Source organism: Candidatus Bandiella numerosa (assembly GCF_021811875.1).
In the GTDB taxonomy this organism is placed as follows: domain Bacteria; phylum Pseudomonadota; class Alphaproteobacteria; order Rickettsiales; family Midichloriaceae; genus Aquirickettsia; species Aquirickettsia numerosa_A.
Map to the genome: position 1 here is coordinate 1 of NZ_JAJBJD010000083.1, position 4,571 is coordinate 4,571.

Annotated in this window: 3 protein-coding genes and 1 tRNA gene; all 4 read left to right on the forward strand. The window is 32.0% G+C overall.

The features are described 5' to 3' along the window. The first annotated feature begins 359 nt into the window (after window positions 1-359). The 4 genes from L8D11_RS03550 to L8D11_RS03565 all read left to right on the forward strand — a co-directional run bounded on the left by L8D11_RS03550 (window position 360) and on the right by L8D11_RS03565 (window position 4,267). The gene (locus L8D11_RS03550) at window positions 360-1,607 is read left to right on the forward strand and encodes an MFS transporter (protein WP_236870301.1); all 1,248 of its coding nucleotides are present in this window, start codon (window positions 360-362) and stop codon (window positions 1,605-1,607) included. Window positions 1,608-1,650: 43 nt separating this feature from the next. Continuing rightward, window positions 1,651-1,737, forward strand: a tRNA-Leu gene (locus L8D11_RS03555). 295 nt (window positions 1,738-2,032) lie between these two features. Beyond that, window positions 2,033-3,427 carry a transcription termination factor Rho gene (rho, locus tag L8D11_RS03560; protein ID WP_336886384.1) on the forward strand — a complete coding sequence of 465 codons (1,395 nt, stop codon included), beginning with the start codon at window positions 2,033-2,035 and terminating at the stop codon, window positions 3,425-3,427. A gap of 6 nt (window positions 3,428-3,433) precedes the next feature. Then, window positions 3,434-4,267, forward strand: coding sequence for a 4-(cytidine 5'-diphospho)-2-C-methyl-D-erythritol kinase (locus L8D11_RS03565; RefSeq protein ID WP_336886383.1), 834 nt, complete (start codon window positions 3,434-3,436; stop codon window positions 4,265-4,267). Window positions 4,268-4,571 lie beyond the last annotated feature (304 nt).

A 4,571-nucleotide genomic window follows, 5' to 3' on the forward strand; every position in this document is an offset into this window, starting at 1 on the left:
ATCCAAAGAGAGAATTTTCAAAAAGCTAAATTTATTTGGGATGAAGCTATCCAAGAGATAGCTGCTGCCTAAAATTTAAGGGTCAGGGTTGTGTTGCGGCCATATTTCCATTAACTTGACGGTGCCACTTTCTCTGCATTTGCAACATATTATTTCTGACATATACTAACCTTATTTGTGTTATTGTGCATATCATATCAGCTTTCTCAATTGTATGCTATATTTGTTTAGCAATGCCAATCCATTTATTGCATATCTTCCTTGCTTTGCATTTATGCAACGGCCTTAAATATTTAGTTGCTTTTGTTTGATGTGTATAGATAATCCATTTTAGGTAAGTAAGCAAAATTTTATATTAAATGGATAAAAAAAGAATTATAAGCTCTGCAATAATGGGGAATATTGTTGAATATTATGATTTTGGCATTTATGCAGTTTTTGCAGAGATTATAGGGAGATTGTTTTTTCCTAATTTCGGCGAATATGTACAACTAATGTTTTCATTCGCAATATTTGCCATTGGGTTTTTTATGAGGCCGTTAGGAGGTGTAGTTTTTGGACATATAGGTGATATTTTTGGTAGAAAAATGGCATTGACCATATCAATAGTTGGTATGGGGGCTTCGACTTTATGTATTGGTATAATGCCAATACATGATCAAATAGGTATATTTGCACCTATTCTACTTACAATAATACGAATATTTCAAGGTTTGTGTATTGGAGGAGAGGGAGCTGGCTCAGCGATTTTTATCATTGAGCATTTTGAAGAAAAAAAAGTTGGTTTGATTGGAAGTATCATAATGGCTTCAAATATAGCGGGCACCTTATTGGCGATAATAGTTGGAATCAGCATAGATTATTTTATTAAAATTGATGATTTCACATGGAGGTATGGATTTTTATTAGGAGGATTAATGGGGCTTATAGGTTTATATATGAGAAAAAGGACTACAGAAACTCCAGTATTTGAAGATATGAAACTCAAAAGAAAGATCGCAAAATTTCCAATAATGGTAGTTTTAAAAGAAAAATGGCAAAATATTTTGATAATTGCGTCTTTTGCCAGTGTTGCAACATCAAGTACCTATATGTTAAGAGGGTTTTTTAATGTATATTTTACGGAAATAATTAGCCTCTCCAAAAATGACTCGTTATGCATTGTGGCGTTTGCTTTAACCACAGTGGTTGTTGCATTGCCATTGTTTGGCTACTTAGCGGATAGAATTGGGTATAAAAAATATATCTACTCTGTAATTTTTATATATATTATCTTAATATTGCCAATATTTAACAATATTATGAACAATATCAATAATATAACCAGTATTTACTCTAGTATATTCCTGTTAGGAATCTTAGTAGCATGCGTTGTTGCTCCATATTACCCATTTGCAATAAAGTTTTTTAATCCGGAGTTAAGATATTCAGGTATTGCCTTGAGTTGGAATATGGGAAATGCACTATTTGGTGGTACAACGCCAGTAATTTCAACTTTTTTAGTTATGAAAATTGGCTATATTGCTCCTGCGTATTATCTAATGTTTACTGCATGTTTATTTTTAATAACAAGTTTTTTAAACAGAAAGTTTTTGGCTGAGCATTAAATTATCTGTACCTGTTTGAAAAAACTTGTTAAGGTTCATCTATGCCTCTGTGGCGAAATGGTAGACGCGACAGACTCAAAATCTGTTATCCTTTACGGATGTGCTGGTTCAAATCCTGCCAGAGGCACCATTAAATTTGTATAATTTAGCCAATATTCATTTATTTTGCCATTAAACTATTGACGTAAAATGAAAATATAATTATCATGTGGGCATTCAACGACAGTGAGAATTTCTCGTGTAGCTTGAGGGCTTGGCGGGATTTTTGTTCTAATTTTAAATTTTATCAACAATAAAAAAACAAAATGCAAGATAGAAATACAAACGATGTATCTACCAATACTATTGATTTAAGCAAAAAAGATGTAGAGGAAAATGCGCAAGCGGTTAATAAAGAAATTAAAATTGCGGAGAAGCACACAACTATGAGGCTAAGAATTAACACTGATAACGCTAGGTCAATAGGGAAAGAAAATATAGAGAATGATTTAGTAGATGATGTTGTAAAACAGGAAGCAAGTAATGAAGAGAGTGAAATTCTAAGGTTAAAAGATTTTAAAACTAAAAATCCTAAGGAGCTTATCTTACTAGCGGAATCACTTTTAGTAAAAAATCCAAATAATTTTAATAAACATGATTTGATATTTGCAATTTTAAAAGCATATGCAGAAAGAGGTTGCAAAATTATGGGAGAAGGTGTCCTAGAAATTTTACCAGATGGTTACGGATTTTTAAGATCTCCAGAATCTAATTATATACCGTGTTCAGATGATGTATATATTTCGCCAAATCAAATTAGAAGGTTTGGCTTAAGAACAGGAGACAGTATAACAGGCCTAATGAGAGCTCCTAAAAAAGAGGAAAGATATTTCGCAATTACCAATGTACAAACAATTAATTTTCAATCTACAGAAGGAAGCAAATATAGAGTTTTATTCGAGGATTTAACCCCACTTTATCCCGAAGAAAAAATTGCTTTAGAATTTTTAGATGGCACTAAAAGTACTTTAAGTGGTAGGGTGATAGATATCGTGTCACCGTTAGGTAAGGGGCAAAGGGCATTAGTCGTCGCTCCTCCAAGAACAGGTAAAACGGTATTGATGCAGAGTATAGCGCATGCAATAGCAAAAAATTACCCAGATATTTATCTAATTGTACTTTCAATAGGAGAAAGACCTGAGGAGGTAACGGATATGTTGAGATCTGTAAAAGGAGAGGTAGTGAGTTCTACTTTTGATGAGCCATCTCATAGGCATGTTCAATTGGCAGAGATAGTAATAGAAAAAGCAAGAAGGTTAGTAGAGTCAAAAAAAGATGTGGTAGTGCTACTGGATTCTATCACTAGATTGGCTAGAGCTTACAATGATATTGCTCCATCCTCAGGTAAAGTTTTAAGTGGAGGGGTGGATTCAAACGCTTTGCAAAGGCCGAAGAAGTTTTTTGGAGCAGCAAGAAATATCGAAGAGGGAGGCTCTCTTACAATCATTGCAACGGCACTAGTAGAAACTGGCTCTAGGATGGATGAAGTAATTTTTGAAGAATTCAAAGGTACGGGAAATGCAGAAATCGTACTAGATAGAAAAATTGCAGATAAACGTGTTTTCCCAGCTATAGATATAGCAAAATCTGGTACGAGGAAGGAAGAATTATTGATTGATAAAGCTAATTTAGCTAAAGCTTGGGTGATTAGAAAAATACTTAACCCTATGAGTACAACTGAAGCTATAGAATTTTTAACCAATAAAATGAAATATTCAAAAAATAATGATGAATTTTTTAAGCAGATGAATACTTATAGTCCGAGTAAAAAACAAGAATAGTCTAAAGTGATTTATACTGCAAGATCGCATGCGAAGGTTAATTTATTTTTAAATGTGGTTGATAGAAATACAAATGGATACCATAATCTACAAAGCTACTTTATCTTGTTGAGTTTGTCAGACTTTATCACTATTGACTCATCTGTTGATATATCTTCTTGCTCATTTGAAAATTGTAAATTAATAGAAAATAACATAGTTATAAAAGTATTAAACTACATTAATACTATTAATAATTCTTTAAAATTTGCAAAAATACATATAAAAAAAAATATTCCAATAGCTGCTGGCCTAGGTGGTGGTTCATCAAATGCTGCTGTTGTACTAAATTTATTACCCAAAATATGGAATTTTCCAGAATTAACTGCTAAACAGATAAGTGAGGTAGCGCATAATATTGGGGCGGATGTGCCTTTTTTTTATTATAATAAAAATGCATTTATTGAAGGAATAGGGTATAAGATCACCCCAATAAATATAAATAAGAAGTTATTTATTTTATTAATAAACCCTGGCTTGGCAGTGGAGACAAAAGAGATTTATTTATGTGTTAAAGGTGATTTTACTCCAAAAATTTCGTGTAATAAGGATGATATTATTTATGAAATTTTTCATGGTAAAAATGATTTAGAAAAATATGCTATACAAAAGCATCCACTTATAGGTGAGTTATTGAAGATAATAAAAAAACAAAATAATTGCCTGGTAGGTAGAATGAGTGGTTCTGGCTCAACATGTTTTGGTATATTTGAACAAGAAGAAGATGTAAAAGTAGCAATGAATAAACTTAAGGAGATATTCAAAAATTTTTGGGTTCATTATGAAAAAATTTATGTATAATTAAAGTTAGGATATAAATTTTGGTTTTTCATTGTAATAGACAGGATATGATCTGGCAGACATATGCAAATATAAATAGTTAATTTGCATTAGCAATCTTGTATTTGATAATATCAAAACCATGAGATTTATCAATAGCAATATTTTTAGAATCGAGAAATGTCTGCATAGGGGTTTTGACGGCACCGTCAAGTTAATGGAAATATGGCCGCAACACAACCCTGACCCTTAAATTTTAGGCAGCAGCTATCTCTTGGATAGCTTCATCCCAAATAAATTTAGCTTTTTGAAAATTCTCTCTTTG